Below are 16,960 nucleotides of genomic sequence, written 5' to 3' on the forward strand. Positions count from 1 at the left end.
CGCTTCCCGACGATTCATCAACTCCAAGTTAAAGAATATTAACTCAAAGTTGCGTTATCGCCGTAATCCACGCCTACCAGCGTCAACCCGCAGGCCGGCGCCAGCGGCCCGCAGCGGCTGCGGTCCCGACTGGCCAGGATGTCACCGACGTCGTCGGCGCTGAGCCGGCCGCTTCCGGCCAGCATCAGGGTGCCGACCATCGAGCGGACCTGGTGGTGCAGGAAGGCGCGGGCCGAGGTCGCCACCACGATCTCGTCGTGCAGGGCCATCGGCATGGCGGTGACGTCGAGTTGATCGAGGGTTCGGAGCGGGCTCTTCGCCTGGCACTCGGCGGCCCGGAAGGCGGTGAAGTCGTGTAGGCCGAGGAGGCGCGCGGCCGCCGCGCGCATCAGCGCGACGTCGAGGGGCCAGGGCACCTGCCAGACATGGGCGCGGTTGAGCACCGGCGGGCTGCGCCGGTTGAGGATGCGGTAGCGGTAGTGCCGGCGGGTGGCGGAATGGCGGGCGTTGAAGTCGGCGCCGACGATCTCCGCGCTGAGGATCGCCACCGGGTTCGGGCGCAGGTGCGCGTTGAGCGCGTCGCGCACCACGTCGGTGCGCCACGCCCGCGCGAGGTCGAGATGCGCCACCTGATGCGTGGCATGGACGCCGGTATCGGTGCGGCCGGCGCAGGTGAGACCCGCGATCTCACCGGAGAAGCGCTTGACCGCCGATTCGATCGCCGCCTGGACGGAGGGCTGCGCGGTCTGCCGTTGCCAGCCGCAGAACGGGCTGCCATCGTACTCGATGACGAGCTTGTAGCGCGGCATCAGGCGCGGCCCGGAGCGGTCATGCCAGCCGCGAGCCCGGCACGCGGTGGGTGCCGCGCACGAACTCGGCGCCGTTGCTGACGCCGCCCTTGCCGGCGCGGCGCAGGGCACCGAGGCGCACGGCGCCGTCGCCGCAGGCGATCGTGCCCTCGGTGTCGAGGAGCGTGGCGGGGATTCCGGATCCCGGAACCGCCGCGGCCGAGAGGACCTTCACGCGTTCTGGCCCCTTGCCGAAATCCGCCTCGAAGAAGGCGCCGGGGACGGGCGACAGCCCGTTGATGTGGTTGGCGACCTCGCGGGCGGGCCGGGTCCAGTCGATGCGCGCCTCTCCGTTGGTGATCTTGCGGGCGTAGACGACGCCGTCCTCGGCCTGGGGCGCGAAGGCCAGGTCGCCCCGCTCGAGCCCCCGGAGAGCGCGCGCCATCAGGTCGGCGCCCAGCGGCATCAGCGCGTCGTGGAGCTGGCCCGCGGTCATGCCGTGCGTGATCGGAAGGCGCTCTTCCAGCGCCACGGGACCGGTGTCGAGGCCGGCCTCCATCCGCATGATGCCGACACCGCTCTCCGCGTCCCCCGCCATCACCGCGCGCTGGATGGGCGCCGCGCCGCGCCAGCGGGGCAGCAGCGAGCCGTGCAGGTTGAGGCAGCCGTGGCGCGGCAGGTCGAGGATCGCCTGCGGCAGGAGCAGGCCATAGGCCACCACGACGCCGACGTCGGCCCCGTGACCGGCGAAGGTCTCGGCGGCTTCCGGTCCCTTCAGGCTGGCGGGCGTGAGCACCGGTGCGCCGAGGCTCTCGGCCAGGACCTGTACGGGCGAGGGCTTGAGCGCCATGCCGCGTCCGGCCTTGGCCGGCGCGCGGGTGTAGACGGCGGCGATCGCGTGGCCGTCGGCGGCGAGGCGCGCCAGGGTCGGCACGGCGAAATCCGGCGTGCCCATGAAGACGACGCGCATGGCTCTTGGTCCCCGAGGCCGGCCTCAGACGTCGCCGCGCTTGGCCGCCTTGGCGAACTTCTTCACCACCCGGTCGCGCTTCAGCTTCGACAGGTGATCGATGAACAGCACGCCGTCGAGATGGTCGATCTCGTGCTGGATGCAGGTCGCGAGCAGGCCGTCCGCCTCGATCTCCCGCTCCTCGCCCTGGAGGTCGCGGAACCGCACGCGCACCCGGTCGGGCCGCTCGACCTCGCCGTAGAATTCCGGGATCGACAGGCAGCCCTCGTCGTAGATCCGCTTCTCCTCCGAGGCCCAGACGATCTCGGGGTTGAGGAAGACCTGCGGATGGCGGTCGTTCTCGTCCTTCGAGGTGTCGATCGTGACGACGCGCCTGGGCACGCCGATCTGGATCGCCGCGAGGCCGACGCCGGGGGCGTCGTACATCGTCTCCAGCATGTCGGCGGCGAGCGTGCGGATCTCGTCGGTCACGGGACCGACCGGCTCGGAGGCAAGGCGCAGGCGCGCGTCGGGCAGGATCACGAGGGGGCGGATGGTCATGGGGCGATCGGGTTCGAAACGGGATGCGGGGCGGGCGGCGGCCTGAGCCCCCGCAGATACGGGGGCTCCGGGAGTGGGTCAAATACCCGGGACCCGTGCCCCGGCCTCAGAACGGCGTGCGGCTGCGGATCGCCGCGGTGAGGGTCCCCTCGTCGAGGTAGTCGAGCTCGCCGCCGACCGGGACGCCGTGGGCGAGGCGCGTCACCTTGAGGCCGTGCGCCTTCAGGGATTCGGTGACGTAGTGGGCCGTGGTCTGGCCATCGACGGTCGCATTCAGCGCCAGGATGATCTCGCGCATCGCCGGGTCGGCGGCACGGGCCACGAGACTGTCGAGGTTGAGGTGCTCGGGCCGCACGCCGTCGAGGGCGGAAAGCACGCCGCCGAGGACGTGGTAGCGCGCCGTCACGGCGCCGGAGCGCTCCAGGGCCCAGAGATCGGAGACATCCTCCACCACCACCAGGGTGGCCGGGTCGCGGCTCTCGTCGCAGCAGATGGTGCAGGGGTCGCGGGTGTCGACGTTTCCGCAGGCGTGGCAGACCACGATCCGTTCGGAGGCCACCCGCATCGCGTCGGCGAGCGGCGCCAGCAACGCCTCGCGCTTCTTGATGAGCTGCAGGGCGGCCCGGCGGGCCGAACGGGGGCCAAGGCCCGGCATGCGGGCCAGGAGCTGGATCAGGCGCTCGATCTCGGGACCGGCGACGGCTTGTGCCATGGACGACAATTCTCGTGACGGTTGAGGTACCCACACGGCACAATGCGTAGGAGGCGGGCGGGTGACGTGGTGCACCGGCACGGGTCCGGTGCGTTCGATCGCGCCCGGCCCGTCGGAACATCCCTGAAATAGGGTTTTCGCATCGTGTTTTCGCCCCCTCCGGCGGCGAATCGCACCAAAAAGGCTCGCCTGCCGAGGCGCCTCAAATGCATCTTCGCCCGTAATCCTGTTCATGTAAGTTTTTTTGTCGGCCAACAGGCGGATTGACGGCAAATCATCCGGCTCTATGCAGGAGAGGCGCAGGTCCGGAGCGGTGAACCTGCGCGCGGTGGACCTGACCAACCGCGCGGACGCTCCGGAGGCGAACCGATCTGGAGAGCCGATACGGCTCCCTGTCATGGGGCGGCGACGCGATCAGGGGCCCGAGGAGAGATGAGCGTGACCAATATCGGCGAGTTCAACGCAGCGCACGGTTCCGAGGCCATCGGGCTGCGCAACCTGAAGGCGGTTCACTGGAACCTCGACGTTCCCCGTCTCTACGAGGAGGCCCTGGCCCGCGGCGAGGGCCGGCTGGCCCGCGGCGGCGCCTTCGTGGCGACCACCGGCTCCCATACCGGCCGCTCGCCCAAGGACAAGTTCGTGGTGCGCGACGCCGCCACCGAGAACGAGATCTGGTGGGACAACAACGGTGCGATCACGCCCGAGCAGTTCGAGACCCTGTATGCCGACTTCCTCGCGCATGCCGAGGGGCGCGAGCTCTTCGCCCAGGACCTGCGCGGCGGCGCCGATCCGACCCATGGCGTCAATGCCCGTGTCTTCACCGAATTCGCCTGGCACTCGCTGTTCATCCGCAACCTGCTGATCCGGCCGGACCGCGCCACGCTCGCGAGCTACGTGCCCGAGCTGACCATCATCGACCTGCCGAGCTTCCAGGCCGAGCCGCACCGGCACGGCTGCCGCTCGAAGACCGTCATCGCCATCGACTTCGCGCGCAAGCTCGTCCTGATCGGCGGCTCGGCCTATGCCGGCGAGATGAAGAAGTCGGTCTTCACCTACCTCAACTACATCCTGCCGAAGGCCGGCGTGATGCCGATGCACTGTTCGGCGAACGCAGCCCTCGACGAGGCCGGTGAATCGGCCCTGTTCTTCGGCCTGTCCGGCACCGGCAAGACCACGCTCTCCAACGATTCCTCGCGCCAGCTTCTGGGCGATGACGAGCACGGCTGGAGCCAGGACGGCATCTTCAACTTCGAGGGCGGCTGCTACGCCAAGACCATCCGTCTCTCACGCAACGCCGAGCCGGAGATCTACGCCACCACCGAGCGCTTCGGCACGGTGATGGAGAACGTGGTGATCGACCCCGAGACCCGGGTCCCGGATTTCGACGACGCCTCGCTCACCGAGAACACCCGCTGCGCCTACCCGCTCGACTTCATCGCCAATGCGAGCGCCACGGGTCGGGCGGCCCACCCCAAGAACATCGTGATGCTGACCTGCGACGCCTTCGGGGTCATGCCGCCGATCGCGAAGCTGACCGGCGCCGAGGCGATGTACCACTTCCTCTCCGGCTACACCGCGAAGGTCGCCGGCACGGAGCGCGGGCTGACCGCACCGGAGGCGACGTTCTCCACCTGCTTCGGTGCGCCGTTCATGCCGCGCCACCCCAGCGTCTACGGTAACCTGCTGCGTGACCTGATCGCCCATCACGAGGTCGATTGCTGGCTCGTCAACACCGGCTGGACCGGCGGCGGCGTCGGCACCGGGCGCCGCATGCCGATCCGGGTCACCCGCCGTCTGCTCACGGCCGCCCTCGACGGTTCGCTCGCGAATGTCGAGTTCCGCCGCGACCCCTATTTCGGCTTCCAGGTGCCCGTCGCGGTGCCGGGGGTCGAGACCGAGGTGCTGTCGCCGATCGAGACCTGGACCAACAAAGCGGCCTTCCACGAGACCGCGACGCGCCTCGTCACGATGTTCCAGGAGAATTTCAAGCGCTTCGCCGCCCATGTCGACGCGGATGTCCGCGCCGCCGAGCCGGTGCTCTCCGCGGCCGCCTGACCGCCGGCCATCCGGGGCGCGGCGCAGGGCGTCCGCGTCCCGGCACAAGATGCGATGCGGGCGCTACGGTTTCCGAATCGCGCCGCGCGCAGGATCTGCGTCGTGCGGACGATCGGCGTCCAGGACATCGTCGCCGAGGACATCGTCGCACAGGACTTCCGGGGCGTTCGCCCGCGCTTCGCGGAAGAGGACGCCGACTTCGTTCCCCTTGGACCAGATCCGGTGCGCCCGGTAGGCATTGTCGCCCGGATCGATGAAGAGGTCGAAGCTGTCCGGAACCTCGACCGTCGTGCAGAAGGCGACGCGGGCCCCGATGGGCGACAGGTTGCGCACGAGGCAGGGCGTCGTCTCGGCCGATGCCGCGTCCAGGGCAACACGACCGGAGAGATACGTCAGGGCTCGAACGGCGTTGCGATGCTCATCCATGTCTTCAGAAGGCCTGCGCATCCGTTAAGACACAGAGACTCCGATCCGTGAAATGCGGGGCTATCGGCTGCGGACCGGTTGAAGGCAGGGCAGATCGGTTCTCCGCCCACGGGTTTGGAGGTCCGAAGGGCTGGAAATCGCCGTGCGGGCGTCCTCAGGCCGCTTCGCGCACCATCGCCTGGCGCACCTTGAGGGCCAGCTGCTCCAGGGTGTAGGGCTTGGCCAGCAACTGCACGTCGGCATCGACGAGTCCGTTATGCACGATGGCGTTGCGGGTATAGCCGGTCGTGAAGAGCACCGGCAGGTCGGGCCGACGCTCGTGGACAGCCTCGGCGAGTTCGCGGCCATTGACCTCCGGCATGACCACATCGGTGAAGAGCAGCGCGATCTCGGGATGCGTGTCGAGCATCCGCAGGGCGTCCTTGGCGCCTTCCGCGTGGATCACGGTGTAGCGCAGGTCGCGCAGCGCCTCGACGGCGAGGTGGCGCACGCCGTCCTCGTCCTCGACCACGAGGATCACCTCGCGGGGCGAGCCCTCCGGAAGCATCGTCGGCGTGACGTGCGCCGTCTCGGCGGCGTCGCCGAGATGGCGCGGCAGGTAGAGCCGCACCGTCGTGCCGCGGCCGGGTTCGGAATAGATCGCCACGTGCCCGCCGGACTGGCGGACGAAGCCGTAGACCTGACTGAGCCCGAGCCCCGTGCCCTGGCCCGCGGGCTTCGTCGTGAAGAACGGGTCGAACGCCTTGGCGGCAACGTCGGGCACCATGCCGCTGCCGCTGTCGGTCAACGCCACGAGGACGTACTGGCCGGCCGGGACGCCCGGATTCCGGGCGGCATAGGCCTCGTCGAGGTGAACGTTGTCGGTCTCGATGATGAGCCGCCCACCCTTCGGCATGGCGTCGCGGGCATTGACCGCGAGGTTGAGGATCGCGTTCTCGAGTTGGTTGGCGTCGGCCTTCGTGGTCCAGAGGTCGGGGGTCGTCACGGTCTCGATGCGGACGGCTTCGCCGAGGCTGCGGCGCAGCAGGTCCGACATCGCGCCGATGAGCCGGTTGCACGCGATGGCCTCCGGCGCCAGCGGCTGCTTGCGGGCGAAGGCCAGCAGCCGGTGCGTCAGGGTCGCGGCCCGGTCCGCCCCCTTGAGCGCCTGGTCCGCGTAGCGCTCCACCGCCCGCTCGCCCCGCTCGAGCCGACGCTTGAGGAGGCTGAGATTGCCGATGATGATCGCCAGCATGTTGTTGAAGTCGTGCGCGAGGCCGCCGGTGAGCTGGCCGAGGGCCTCCATCTTCTGGGATTGCCGCAGGCGCTCCTCGAGCATGTCGCGCGTGGCGGCGGCCTCGATCAGGGAGGTGTTCGCCTCCTGCAGGGCCGCGTGGGCGCGAAGGGTGCGCTGGTGACGCCGGCTCGCGTCGCTCACCACGTAGCCGCCGAGGACGACCACGAGGACGACGGCCCCCGCGACGGCGAACTGGACCTGCCGTGCCGATTCACCCGCCTGTTCCTGACGGCTGATCAGGCGGCTGTAATTGTCCGCCTGCGCTTCTCCGAAGAGCGCGCGGACCTCGTCCATCAGGTGCTTGCCCTCTCCGGAGCGCATCCGGGCCAGGGCGGCTTCGGCCTGTCCGGCGCGCCGCAGGGCGACGGTGTCCCGCAACTCGGCGAGCTTGGCCTCGGCGGCCCGGCTGAGGCGGGCGATGATCGCCGCCATGCCGGGGTTTCGCGCCACGGCCTCCGCGATGGTGGACAGGCGGCCGGGCGTGCTCGCGACAGCGTCCTCGTAGAGCTTGAGGTAGGCCTCGTCGCCCGAGAGGAGGTAGCCGCGCTGTCCGGTCTCCGCATCCTGGATGCCGGAATAGAGGGTGAAGATCGCGTCGCGGATGCGGACGCTGCGGCGCAGCTCGGCGCGGTTCGCATCCTGCGTCGCCACGAGGCTTGCGGTCGCCGCGACCATCGCGATCAGCAGCAGAAATCCCACCATCAGGGGCGCGATGTCCCTCAGACGTCCCGGTAGAGCCAGCGGCTGCGCACCCGTGACCTGAGGATAGTGCGAATCAAAATTCATGATCCGGCCGGAGGGAGGACGTCGGAGACCCAACGTTCCACTCCGCCCGGCCTATGGCAACGCTTCGACGACCAAATTGTGATCGATGTTGCCGAATTGCCTGATTGACGCGTTCAGAACAGTTTCATGCCCGGCGGAATCGGCAGACCCTTGGTGAGCTCGGCCATCCGCTCGGCCGCAACCTGTTCGGCCTTGCCGCGGGCATCGTTGACGGCCGCCACGATGAGATCTTCGAGGATCTCGCGCTCGTCGGCCACGAGCATGGCGGGATCGAGCTGGACGCCCTTCACCAGGCCCTTGGCCGTCATCGTCACCCGCACGGCGCCGCCACCGGAAGCGCCGGACACTTCGACGGTGTCGAGCTCGTCCTGCAGGGAAGCCATCTTCTCCTGCATGGCCTGGGCCTGCTTCATGATGCCCATGAGGTCGCGCATCGGGTCTGCCCTCTCTGTCGTTCCGGAAACGGGTGGATTCACATCTGGGGCGGGGGAGCCCCGGGGACTATGCCTCGTCGTCGGGCTCGTCGGTCTCGGCCTCGCCGGTGGGCGCGGCCTCGATGGCGGGCGACGCCTCGGGCGCCTTGTCGCGCACGTCGACGATCTGCGCGCCCGGGAACCGGGCCAGAACCTCGCGGACCAGGGGATGGGCGGCGGCGTTCTGGTGTCGGGTCTCGGTGGCGGCGCGTGCGGTGGCGTCGAGGGTCGGCTCACCGTCCTCCTTGGAGAGGGCGACGATCCAGCGCCGCCCGGTCCAGGCATCGAGGGCACGGGCGAGATCGTTGGCGATGGTCTGGCGCCCGCCCTCGGCGAGGCGGAACTCGATGCGGCCCTCCTCGAAGCGCACGAGGTGGACCTCGCGCTCGAGGGCCATCTTCAGGCCGATGTCGCGCTTGGCATCCGCCAGGGCGACCACGTCGGTGAAGCGGGCGAGGCGCGGCCCCTCGGGTTGGGGAGCCGGGGCCGGGCTCACGCTCGCCAGGGCGGGCCGGGCGCCGCCGCCCTGGGCCGCCATCGTGAGGGCGGGGCGCGGCGGAGGCGCCTCGGCGGAGAAGGTCGGGATCGGTGGCAGGGCCGGGCGGCCCTCGGCCACCATCGGGCCGGGCGACGGGGCCGCGGGCGCGGCGCCGGACGTCGCCGTGCCCGGGGCGGCCAGCGCCTGCGCCTTCATCTGGCGCAGGGCCTCGTCCGGCGTCGGGAGATCGGCCGCGTAGGCGAGGCGCACCAGGGCCATCTCGGCCGCCGCCAGGGGGCGGGTCGCCGTCTGCACCTCGGGGATCGCCTTCAGGAGGATCTGCCAGGCCCGCGACAGCACCCGGATGGAGAGCTTCTCCGCGAAATCGCCCCCGCGCGACCGCTCCGCCTCGCTCAGGGTCGGGTCGGCGGCGGCCTCTTCCGGCACCAGCTTCAGGCGGGTGACGAGGTGCGTGAAGCTCGCGAGGTCGGAGAGGATCACGGCGGGGTCGGCGCCGGCCTCGTACTGTCCGCGCACCTCGGCGAAGGATGCCGGGATGTCGCCGCGCATCACCGCCTCGAACAGGTCGACGATGCGGCCGCGATCGGCCAGGCCCAGCATGTCGCGCACGCTCTGGGCGCTGACGAGGCCGGCCCCGTGGGCGATCGCCTGGTCGAGGAGCGAGAGCGCGTCGCGCACGGAGCCCTCGGCCGCCCGGGTGATGGCCGCCAGCGCCTCCGCATCGGCCTCGACGCCCTCGGCGGCGCAGATGCGGCCGAGGTGCCCGACCAGGGTCTCGGCCTCGACGCGGCGCAGGTCGAACCGCTGGCACCGGGACAGGATGGTCACCGGAACCTTGCGGATCTCGGTGGTGGCGAAGACGAACTTGGCGTGCGGCGGCGGCTCCTCCAGCGTCTTCAGGAAGGCGTTGAACGCCTTCTCCGAGAGCATGTGGACCTCGTCGACGATGTAGACCTTGTAGCGGGCCGAGACCGGCGAATAGCGGATGCCGTCGATGATGCCGCGGACGTCGTCGATGCCGGTATGCGAGGCGGCATCCATCTCCAGCACGTCCATGTGCCGGGATTCCATGATGGCCTGGCAGTGCCGGCCGAGCTCCGGCATCGCGATGGTGGGACCCGTGTCGGGGTGCCCGTCGCGGAGGTAGTTCAGGCCGCGGGCGAGGATGCGGGCGGTGGTGGTCTTGCCGACGCCGCGCACCCCGGTGAGCATCCAGGCCTGCGGAATGCGGTTGGCCGCGAAGGCGTTGGCGAGGGTGCGCACCATGGCGCCCTGGCCGATCAGGTCGTCGAAGTTCTGGGGCCGGTACTTGCGGGCCAGCACCCGATAGGGTGTGGCGGCCGGGGTCGGCTCGGGAAGCCCGGGCAGGAGCCCGGCATCGCTCGGTAGACCGGAGGTCACGTCCATGCCGCCTTGGCTCGGTTGGTGCGGCTCCGGTCGGAGGGTGCCGCCACGCGAGCCCGAGGCATCGATCGAGGTGGGAGGCTGGACGAAGACCCGCTCGGTCTCGTTAGGGCTGCTTCCTTCCGGACCTGACCCGGTTGGCGAGTGAAACGTCCCTCGCCAACCTCCCGAGCGCTATATGGCCGCCGCGCGCGGCGGATGCAAGCGGACTCGCGGCAGGAAGGAGCGGGCTTGCCGCGGGACCGGCTTCGGCGTGCCCGCAAATCGCCCGATCCCTGCGCCAGCCTCGACGGTCTGTCTGTATCGACGAAGAGGGAGGCGCCGATGACGCGGCGGTTGAGCGAAGGGCTGATGGTCCCGGTCTGTCTGATGGCGGCTCTCACGGCGGCAACCGCCGCTGCGGCGCCCGAAGCTCCGAGGGCCTGGGCGGGCCGCTACCTCTACGAGCACGATGGGGGCCGCACCGTCGGCGGATCGCCGATCGTCGTCACCTACCAGCTCGACATCGCCCCGGGGCGGGGCAACCGAGACTGCCTGTTGCGGATCGAGGGCTTCCAGACAGACGAGACCATCGTCTGCAAGGCGAGCGGCACGGCCGAGAGCGTCGCTGTCGCCTTCCACACCTTCGGTGACGGCCGCACCGTGAACGCCTACGGCACGCGTCTCTACGAGGTCGGGACGGATCTGTTCGAGATGCGCCGGGGCGGCGATGCCGTCCTGACCCAATGGCGGGCGCTCAATCCGAGCGGTGCCGGCTCGGCCGCGCCGGCCGGCACCTACTTCGCCCGGAAGGGCTGAGATCCCGGCGCGGCGCCTGCCGCGCCGGAGAGCCGCGAGACGACCCGGCCTTGAAGACTACTCGGCCTTGCGCTTGACGATGGCGAAGGTCTTGGGGTCGAGTTCCAGGTCGAACTGCTTGCCGCTGGCGTCGATGGCGTCGTCGACCTCGATCTCGTCGTCCTCGACCTCGATCTTCTTCCACTTGGTGAAGCCTTCCTGCTTCAGCACGGCCTCGATCTTGGTCTGCTCCTCCGGGGTCGGCTTCCGGTCGGCGAAGGCCGAGCCGGTGAAGGCGAGGCCGAGAGCGAGGGCGGCGAGGCCGGTGATCTTGATCGACATGGTGTCTCCCTGGTGTCCGAGGATTGTTTCTGACCTCTCCCGAACCACTCAGCGAAGGTGAGGTTCCTGCCGAAATCCCGGGATGTCTGCGCCTTTCGGTTGTGCGGCCGCGCGGTGCCCCCTAGGGTCGCGGGGTCTTCGCGCTCCAGGAGCGGTCCAGAATGGTCACTCGCGTCGCCACCGTGGCCTTCGAGGGCATCGAAGCGCGGGCCGTCGACGTCCAGGTCCAGATCGCGCCCGGCATCGTCGCCTTCACGGTGGTGGGCCTCGCCGACAAGGCGGTGGCGGAGTCCCGCGAGCGGGTGCGCTCGGCGCTGATCGCCTCCGGCCTCGCCCTGCCGGCCAAGCGGATCACCGTGAACCTCGCCCCGGCCGACCTGCCGAAGGAGGGGTCGCATTACGACCTGCCCATCGCCCTGGCGGTGATGGGGGCGATCGGCGCCCTGCCGGCCGATGCGCTCGCGGGCTACTGCGTGCTCGGTGAACTCGCCCTCGACGGGACGATCACGGCCGTCTCCGGCGTCCTGCCCGCCGCCATGGCCGCCAACGAACGCGGCCTCGGCCTGATCTGTCCGGCCGCCACCGGGCCGGAGGCCGCCTGGGCCGGCGGCGACCTCGACGTGCTGGCTCCGCGTTCGCTGATCCAGCTCGCCAATCACTTCAAGGGCACGCAGGTGATGGCCCGGCCGGAGCCGGCGGTGGCCGGGCCGGGCGCCGCCCTGCCGGACCTGCGCGACATCAAGGGCCAGGAGGGGGCCAAGCGCGCCCTGGAGATCGCCGCGGCCGGCGGTCACAACCTCCTCCTGTCGGGGTACATAAGTTGACTGCGCAAGAGCCTGGGCGATAGCGTCGGCAAATGCCCAAGGCCTACTCCTACATCCGGTTCTCGCGGCCCGAACAATTGCGAGGCGACAGCCTGCGTCGGCAGGTCGCGAAGGCGAACGAATGGGCCGAAAAGCGTGGCGTCCTGATCGACGAGAGCCTGCGTGACATCGGCGTCTCGGCGTTCCGAGGAGCCAATAGGATTAAGGGTGCCCTGGGGCGCTTCCATGATCTCGTCGAGAACGGGGACGTTCCGCGGGGCTCGTACCTGATCATCGAGAGCCTCGACCGGTTCAGCCGGCAGACGGCGCGCGAGGTGCTGCCGGACTTCCTTGCGCTCATCAACGCCGGCATCGTCATCGTCACCCTGATCGACGGTCAGGAATACAGCGCGGAGAGCATCGACAAGGAGCCGATGGGCCTGTTCGGTTCGCTCATGGTGATCATGCGGTCGCATGAGGAGAGCAAGACGAAGTCCAGCCGACTTGCGGATCTTTGGAAGGGCAAGCGCGCCGCGGCCAAGGAATCGGCGGCCGTCATGACGTCACGGCTACCCGGCTGGCTCCACACCGTCGAGCGCGACGGCAAGCGGTGCATCGCGTTCCGGCCGGCCGAGGGCGACAGACCCGATGGACGAGAGGTTGTCCGTCGCATCTTCGTCGAGGCCATCGCTGGATATGGCCGTCGTACGATTGCGACCAGGCTCAACAAGGAAGGTTGGTCGACCTTCGCGGGTGGCAAGAAGTGGCATCCCTCGTACATCCTGAAGATCTTGCAGAGCAGGGCGACCTACGGCGAGCACCAGAGCTATCGGTTCGACGAGAAGGGCAAGCGGGAGCCCGTGGGCGCGCCTCTTCCAGGGTATTACCCCGCGGCGGTCACCGAGACTGACTTCGTCAGGGCGAACTCGTCTCGGGAGAACCGGGCGCCCGCTGCCGGCCGGATCGGCCACGCTGGTGTCGCCAACCTTTTGAAGGGCATCGCGCACTGCCAGTGTGGGGGTAGGATGGCCCGGGTCTACAAGGGTCAGGGGTCCAAGGGCGGCGCGTACCTAGTGTGCGCCGATGCAAGCCGAGGCGACTGCGGAAACGTCCGCCGATGGCGCCTGGACTGGGCCGAGGAACAGGTGCTCGCCCGAACGAGCAGGATCGATTTCGCCAAGGTGCTGGCCAAGGCCGAGGATGGGGAACCACGCGGTCCGACCCCGGCCGAGTTGGAGGCTACGATCACGGATATGACTTCCCGCCTCGCCCGGGTGACGGAAATGATCGAGCACGGTCTCGACGGGATGATGGAGCGGGCGGTCGACCTGAACCGCCAGTTGAAGCAGGCCAAGGCCGAACGTGCCGCCATGAAGCGGTTGGGCGCCCGGGCTGCGGCGGAGCCGTCGCCCGAACAGCGCCGGGTGGCGATGGCGGCACTGCGGGCACGCTTGGCCGCCGCATCCGAAGAGGAGCGCGCCGAACTTCGTACGAAGCTCGCACAGCAGATCCGCGCGGCCTTCCAGAAGGTCGTGTTCGGCCCGAATGAGATCCAGGTCGCGTTCAAGGGCGTCGTGCCCTACGGCAAGGTGGCGGTGCAGCGGACGAAGATAGTCATGATCTGGACCGACCATCCCGACGCGATGTTCGACCTGGCCACCATGGAGCTCGATCCCGAAACGTTGGTGAACCAGGACAGGACCGTGTCTGAGTTCATTCGACTTTCACGGTTGCGCCGAAGCGAGCAGATCGAGGCGCCGCTCACCATCGAGGATGACACCCTGCTACCGAGCCTTTGAGGCGGATGAGGTACGTCGCAGCTAGGAAACCGTCTGGGATTTTTCCGGGATTCTGGGTTCGTTTCGCTGCGTTTATGTGCGTTTCGAGTGCAAATTTGGACCCTTCGACCAAGAGGCTTGGCGCAGGGCTATCGATAAATCTAGAACGTATTCCGGAGCTTATCGTGATTTTTTGCTTAGGTGCAAAGAACGTCGAAAAACGCTAACAGTCCTTATCAGGCTAATATGCCCGGGAAAATGTTTTTACAGCAATACGTTGCTCGGGAAAACGGAAGTTCCGGGACCTTTCAGGGGATCTCGAAAAATAAAAAGGCCCGGTGCTACCCGGGCCTTTTCGATGTATATTTTATGGCTGCCGCTTTAGACAAGGGGCCTAGGCATCGACGAGGTCGTCCTGACCTTGCTTCTCGCGCGCGGCCTCCTCACGCATTGCTTGTTCGATGAGCCTGAGCGACTTGCTCACGGTCTGACTGACGCGCTTGGCAGTGTCCTTGGGGGTGATGTGGGCGTAGTGCTGCGAGGTAACGCCAACGTTCGAGTGGCCAAGTTGAAGCTGCACGTCGCGCAGGCTGCCGGTCTCCCGGATCATCCTGGCGCCCAACGTCTTGCGCAGGTCGTGAATGGTGAGGTTGTGCAGGTCGGCCCGGTCGCACGTTCGCCTCCAGGCGTGGATCGTCCCCATTGGAGAGAACGGGTAACGCTGGCCCTCGACGAAGACCTTCCCCGTCCTGGGCTCCGTCCAACTCCTGTCGGCGAGCCACGTCCAAACCAGGGGCGAACCCTCGACCTTGTTCTTGAGCGCCCGACGCAGAAGTTCATCGACCTCAGGAATGATATCAATTTCCTGATACTTCTCCTTCGACGTAAACTTAATAACTCCCTCGATTAGGGAGACTTGATCCCAGGTAAGCTCTACGGCGGCCTTCTTGCGAAGACCAGTATATAAAATGAACAGGGAAAGATCGAGGAGATCAGGCTTCGCTGTCCGTCGAAGCTTAATTTCTTCCTCAATCATCATCTCGCGTCGGCGAGGTTCTACCTTTAACATGAGCTTGCCGTACTGAGGCTCGTTCGGCAAATAGCACTTCAAGTCGATGCGGCATCGCTTTAGGATCTTCCGCACGAACTTGGTCATGAGGTTGACCGTTGCGTTGCTGATCTTTCCCCGGTTCTGGCCATTGAGGCATTGCCGGTTCCTCATATTGATTACCAGACTTTCGAGCGCCTTGTAGTCGATCTGGCTAACGTAGAGGTTCTCGCCCAAGACCGAGGCCACCCACTCCATGTGTTGCCTATCCCGTTCGAGGGTGACGTAGTCCTTCTTCCAGTTGAAGTAACTCTCGCACGCCTCTCTCCACTTCATGTCGAGACGTCCAACGGCCTTGCGGCGTTCGGCAGCCTCGTCGCGAGCTTCCTGCCAGACGGCGCGGGCCATCCGTTCCCCGATCTTCTTGTCCGGGGTGCCGGACGATCCGGTGAAGCGCTTGCGGTCGATCTGGAAATCCCAGATCCGGTTGCCGGTCTTCTTGCAGACGGTCGTGAGGTCACGCTTCTTGTGGGCCATGGTGATGTCCTTTCAGGTGTGATCGATCAGCGGCGGGGGAGACGGAGGTGGCGAGGCGGCAGGGGCGAGCCGTTCGACTTCCTGCGACGCACGAAGTCGTCGAGGTCGTCGTCGAGGACGCGTCGATCCTGGCGCGCTCGGCCGCGACCGACGTTGACGGTGGCAAGAAGACCGTCGGCGACGAGCGCCTGGACCTGGCGCGGGGAGATGCCGAGCTTCTCGGCGACCTCCTGCAGGGTGAAGGCGGTCCCGAAGGCGAGGTCGAACGATCCGTTTGGCTCGATTTCGGGCACGGGGACGCAATCGCTGCCCGGGTCGGGGCCGCGGGGGATCAGGGGGAACATCTTGGTTTCTCCGGGTCAGGCCCGGGACGTCACCGCCCCGGGGGGAGGGATCAGTGGAGGTTGGGCTTCGTCCTGCCGGCGACGGAGGGTAGGCGCTTCGGCCGCGAGGTCAGCCAGCAGCCGCGGAGGTGGAACACTGTCCGCTGACGTCGGCGGACGTCGTCCGGGGCGAGCCGGCCGGCCGTCTCCTTGATCTCTGCGTAGACGACGCGGGCGACCATGACGGCGAGGTCACGCTCCTCGCACAAGGTGGAGCCTGTGTAGCGGACCCCCGAGATGCAGAAGGTCATCCGGTACCGGTCCGATCCGGCACGGAGGAACAGCCGCATCGAATCCCGCGACGTCGCAGGATCGGCCGGGACCCGCCTGTCGATGGACGCACGGACTTCCTCGGATGGAGCCGCCCTGTAGAACGCGGAGGTAAGCTTCGGATCCCGGTGGATCAGAGGACACGATGCGTCGACGCCATTGATGGGCAAGGTGGGTCGCGTGGTCTCCTTGAGCGTGTCGTGCTTGGTCTTCGAGGCCATGTCGGAAGTCCCTGTTCGCCCGGCTTGCGGGCATGCCTGGAGGACCGGGCGCGGCGGTCGCGCCCGGGAGGTTCGGTTGGTTGTTCGGGATGGGTACGGAGGCGCCGCTAGGCGTCGCGGGCGCCCGATATGCCCGGGGTCGGGCTCAGGCCTTCGGACACGAGGGCGACGGTGGAGGCGCCGACGAGGTCAGCAACCGTACCGAGGATCTCGCCCTTGGTCCGGGCGCGCATATGAAGGTGATGGTCGAGGCGCGCCAGGACCGACAAATGTGTGGATCCACAGCTGGAGCGCTCGCCGCCCGCACTGCGGGAGACTTGATCGTCACGCGACATGGCCTAAGTTCACTTTCGTTGTGTGATGTCCCACCGCGCTTGAAATTTTGGCGGGACGTTGATGATGCTGGCGCAGGCCCTGGCAGGGGTCGCGCCGATGGAAAGGCCCTCGTCCAGGCTCCCGCCGGGCGGGGGGCTTTCTTCTTGTCCGCCCGTGCGCGGCGCCCCCTCCTTTCGAAGATCGACGCCGGCCTCGACCGGTTCGTCCCGCGATGCCCTGGCCAGGGCCCCTGCACCGCTTCGAGACCTGCTCGCCGGCTTCGGGAGCCGCTCCGCAAGATCTGGCAGAATAGCTAGGGGTGAGGTTTGACCAAGTCCAGAGGCGATGTTCGAGAAAATCGAGTCAGGTCGGCAGCTTAGATCGAGGCTCGCGCGATATTAGGCTTTTCGTGTCAAGTCTTGACGCTCCATGGATACTTGCTCTGATCCTTTGAAGGGGGCCTTGGTTCCCCGCTGCTATCCTTGCGTCGGAAGCAGGCCTTGGCGTCAGAAGCCAGCTGCGAGCAAGGAGTTGGTTGCCACCCTGCCTCGTGTGGC

16 protein-coding genes, 1 other RNA gene and 1 pseudogene are annotated in these 16,960 nt (G+C 67.9%); 4 read left to right on the plus strand and 14 right to left on the minus strand.

Annotated elements, in window-relative coordinates:
- Positions 1-38: 38 nt before the first annotated feature.
- From truA to recR, 4 genes are all read right to left on the minus strand, one after another.
- Positions 39-809 (minus strand): tRNA pseudouridine(38-40) synthase TruA, encoded by a 771-nt coding sequence (gene truA, locus ASF49_RS01535; RefSeq protein ID WP_056466610.1) that lies wholly within the window; start codon positions 807-809, stop codon positions 39-41.
- Between the two features lie 19 nt (positions 810-828).
- On the minus strand, positions 829-1,758 hold the full coding sequence (gene fmt / locus ASF49_RS01540; protein WP_056466613.1) for a methionyl-tRNA formyltransferase: 930 nt from the start codon (positions 1,756-1,758) through the stop codon (positions 829-831).
- 24 nt (positions 1,759-1,782) lie between these two features.
- Positions 1,783-2,298: a peptide deformylase gene (locus ASF49_RS01545; RefSeq protein ID WP_056466617.1), complete on the minus strand. Its 516-nt coding sequence runs from the start codon at positions 2,296-2,298 to the stop codon at positions 1,783-1,785.
- Positions 2,299-2,404: 106 nt separating this feature from the next.
- A complete protein-coding gene (recR, locus tag ASF49_RS01550) occupies positions 2,405-3,010 on the minus strand; it encodes a recombination mediator RecR (RefSeq protein WP_056466620.1) in 606 nt (201 codons plus the stop codon).
- A gap of 438 nt (positions 3,011-3,448) precedes the next feature.
- Between recR and ASF49_RS01555 the strand changes: the two genes are divergently transcribed.
- Positions 3,449-5,065 carry a phosphoenolpyruvate carboxykinase gene (locus ASF49_RS01555; RefSeq protein WP_056467914.1) on the plus strand — a complete coding sequence of 539 codons (1,617 nt, stop codon included), beginning with the start codon at positions 3,449-3,451 and terminating at the stop codon, positions 5,063-5,065.
- Between the two features lie 63 nt (positions 5,066-5,128).
- On the opposite strand, the gene ASF49_RS01560 is transcribed toward ASF49_RS01555, so the two are convergent.
- The 5 genes from ASF49_RS01560 to ffs form a co-directional block, all read right to left on the minus strand.
- Entirely contained in the window at positions 5,129-5,398 is a 270-nt protein-coding gene (locus ASF49_RS01560; RefSeq protein WP_156652745.1) for a hypothetical protein, read from the minus strand.
- Positions 5,399-5,645: 247 nt separating this feature from the next.
- Positions 5,646-7,469 (minus strand): CHASE3 domain-containing protein, encoded by a 1,824-nt coding sequence (locus ASF49_RS01565; RefSeq protein ID WP_056466627.1) that lies wholly within the window; start codon positions 7,467-7,469, stop codon positions 5,646-5,648.
- A gap of 197 nt (positions 7,470-7,666) precedes the next feature.
- Positions 7,667-7,987 (minus strand): YbaB/EbfC family nucleoid-associated protein, encoded by a 321-nt coding sequence (locus ASF49_RS01570; RefSeq protein ID WP_055947962.1) that lies wholly within the window; start codon positions 7,985-7,987, stop codon positions 7,667-7,669.
- Between the two features lie 67 nt (positions 7,988-8,054).
- A complete protein-coding gene (locus tag ASF49_RS01575) occupies positions 8,055-9,932 on the minus strand; it encodes a DNA polymerase III subunit gamma/tau (protein WP_056466630.1) in 1,878 nt (625 codons plus the stop codon).
- A gap of 69 nt (positions 9,933-10,001) precedes the next feature.
- An RNA gene (gene ffs / locus ASF49_RS22845) (signal recognition particle sRNA small type) lies at positions 10,002-10,098 on the minus strand.
- Positions 10,099-10,253: 155 nt separating this feature from the next.
- On the opposite strand from ffs, the gene ASF49_RS01580 reads away from it, so the two are divergent.
- Positions 10,254-10,727, plus strand: a complete 474-nt coding sequence (locus ASF49_RS01580; RefSeq protein ID WP_156652746.1) for a DUF5991 domain-containing protein — start codon at positions 10,254-10,256, stop codon at positions 10,725-10,727.
- Between the two features lie 57 nt (positions 10,728-10,784).
- On the opposite strand, the gene ASF49_RS01585 is transcribed toward ASF49_RS01580, so the two are convergent.
- Entirely contained in the window at positions 10,785-11,048 is a 264-nt protein-coding gene (locus ASF49_RS01585) for a PepSY domain-containing protein (protein ID WP_156652748.1), read from the minus strand.
- Between the two features lie 161 nt (positions 11,049-11,209).
- Between ASF49_RS01585 and ASF49_RS01590 the strand changes: the two are divergent.
- Together ASF49_RS01590 and ASF49_RS01595 are read left to right on the plus strand one after the other, a co-directional pair.
- Positions 11,210-11,860, plus strand: a pseudogene (locus tag ASF49_RS01590) (magnesium chelatase domain-containing protein); the annotation flags it as partial.
- 44 nt (positions 11,861-11,904) lie between these two features.
- On the plus strand, positions 11,905-13,650 hold the full coding sequence (locus ASF49_RS01595; RefSeq protein WP_056466636.1) for a recombinase family protein: 1,746 nt from the start codon (positions 11,905-11,907) through the stop codon (positions 13,648-13,650).
- 373 nt (positions 13,651-14,023) lie between these two features.
- Here the strand turns inward: ASF49_RS01595 and ASF49_RS01600 are convergent, their stop codons facing one another.
- From ASF49_RS01600 to ASF49_RS23435, 4 genes are all read right to left on the minus strand, one after another.
- Positions 14,024-15,214 carry a tyrosine-type recombinase/integrase gene (locus tag ASF49_RS01600; RefSeq protein ID WP_056466639.1) on the minus strand — a complete coding sequence of 397 codons (1,191 nt, stop codon included), beginning with the start codon at positions 15,212-15,214 and terminating at the stop codon, positions 14,024-14,026.
- Positions 15,215-15,240: 26 nt separating this feature from the next.
- A complete protein-coding gene (locus ASF49_RS01605; RefSeq protein WP_056466642.1) occupies positions 15,241-15,558 on the minus strand; it encodes a helix-turn-helix domain-containing protein in 318 nt (105 codons plus the stop codon).
- A gap of 50 nt (positions 15,559-15,608) precedes the next feature.
- The gene (locus ASF49_RS23430; RefSeq protein WP_156652750.1) at positions 15,609-15,887 is read right to left on the minus strand and encodes a hypothetical protein; all 279 of its coding nucleotides are present in this window, start codon (positions 15,885-15,887) and stop codon (positions 15,609-15,611) included.
- Between the two features lie 308 nt (positions 15,888-16,195).
- Positions 16,196-16,357, minus strand: a complete 162-nt coding sequence (locus ASF49_RS23435; RefSeq protein ID WP_156652752.1) for a hypothetical protein — start codon at positions 16,355-16,357, stop codon at positions 16,196-16,198.
- Between the last annotated feature and the right edge of the window lie 603 nt (positions 16,358-16,960).

The sequence above is a fragment of the Methylobacterium sp. Leaf104 genome (genome assembly GCF_001422885.1).
Classification (GTDB): domain Bacteria; phylum Pseudomonadota; class Alphaproteobacteria; order Rhizobiales; family Beijerinckiaceae; genus Methylobacterium.

Bases quoted from the DNA above. Each gene is read 5' to 3' on its own strand.
- truA (WP_056466610.1), bottom strand. From the start codon at position 809: ATGCCGCGCTACAAGCTCGTCATCGAGTACGATGGCAGCCCGTTCTGC.
- fmt (WP_056466613.1), bottom strand. From the start codon at position 1,758: ATGCGCGTCGTCTTCATGGGCACGCCGGATTTCGCCGTGCCGACCCTG.
- ASF49_RS01545 (WP_056466617.1), bottom strand. From the start codon at position 2,298: ATGACCATCCGCCCCCTCGTGATCCTGCCCGACGCGCGCCTGCGCCTT.
- recR (WP_056466620.1), bottom strand. From the start codon at position 3,010: ATGGCACAAGCCGTCGCCGGTCCCGAGATCGAGCGCCTGATCCAGCTC.
- ASF49_RS01565 (WP_056466627.1), bottom strand. From the start codon at position 7,469: ATGGTGGGATTTCTGCTGCTGATCGCGATGGTCGCGGCGACCGCAAGC.
- ASF49_RS01570 (WP_055947962.1), bottom strand. From the start codon at position 7,987: ATGCGCGACCTCATGGGCATCATGAAGCAGGCCCAGGCCATGCAGGAG.
- ASF49_RS01575 (WP_056466630.1), bottom strand. From the start codon at position 9,932: ATGGACGTGACCTCCGGTCTACCGAGCGATGCCGGGCTCCTGCCCGGG.
- ASF49_RS01580 (WP_156652746.1), top strand. From the start codon at position 10,254: ATGACGCGGCGGTTGAGCGAAGGGCTGATGGTCCCGGTCTGTCTGATG.
- ASF49_RS01585 (WP_156652748.1), bottom strand. From the start codon at position 11,048: ATGTCGATCAAGATCACCGGCCTCGCCGCCCTCGCTCTCGGCCTCGCC.
- ASF49_RS01595 (WP_056466636.1), top strand. From the start codon at position 11,905: ATGCCCAAGGCCTACTCCTACATCCGGTTCTCGCGGCCCGAACAATTG.
- ASF49_RS01600 (WP_056466639.1), bottom strand. From the start codon at position 15,214: ATGGCCCACAAGAAGCGTGACCTCACGACCGTCTGCAAGAAGACCGGC.
- ASF49_RS01605 (WP_056466642.1), bottom strand. From the start codon at position 15,558: ATGTTCCCCCTGATCCCCCGCGGCCCCGACCCGGGCAGCGATTGCGTC.
- ASF49_RS23430 (WP_156652750.1), bottom strand. From the start codon at position 15,887: ATGCGGCTGTTCCTCCGTGCCGGATCGGACCGGTACCGGATGACCTTC.